The organism is Paraburkholderia sp. SIMBA_053, from assembly GCF_046534895.1.
GTDB lineage: Bacteria > Pseudomonadota > Gammaproteobacteria > Burkholderiales > Burkholderiaceae > Paraburkholderia > Paraburkholderia caledonica.
The window spans coordinates 1-266 of sequence record NZ_JAWRXU010000829.1 but is presented as its reverse complement, the minus strand read 5'-3'; the positions used below and the strand labels follow the sequence as shown (position 1 = coordinate 266).

Genomic DNA, 266 nt, shown 5'->3' with positions numbered 1-266 from the left:
CCGCGCAATGAATATCCCTGCGCGCTACTGTACTGGCTACATTAGTGACGTCGGTCTGCCCCCACCGCACGCACCACAGGATTTTTGCGCGTGGTTCGAAGCCTATCTGGGCGGTTGCTGGCAGACGTTCGACGCGCGCAACAATGCGCCGCGAACTGGCCATGTCCTGATGGCGCGCGGCCGTGACGCGACGGATGTCGCGTTGAGCAACGCTTTCGGGCCAGCGAAGCTGACAGGCTTCAAGGTGATATGCGAGCCTGAGTCGC

Annotated in this window: 1 protein-coding gene; it reads left to right on the top strand. The window is 62.0% G+C overall.

Annotated elements, in window-relative coordinates; genetic code table 11:
* A partial coding sequence (locus tag SB753_RS37900) for a transglutaminase-like domain-containing protein (RefSeq protein ID WP_410805267.1) occupies positions 1 to 266 on the top strand: 266 nt, incomplete at both ends.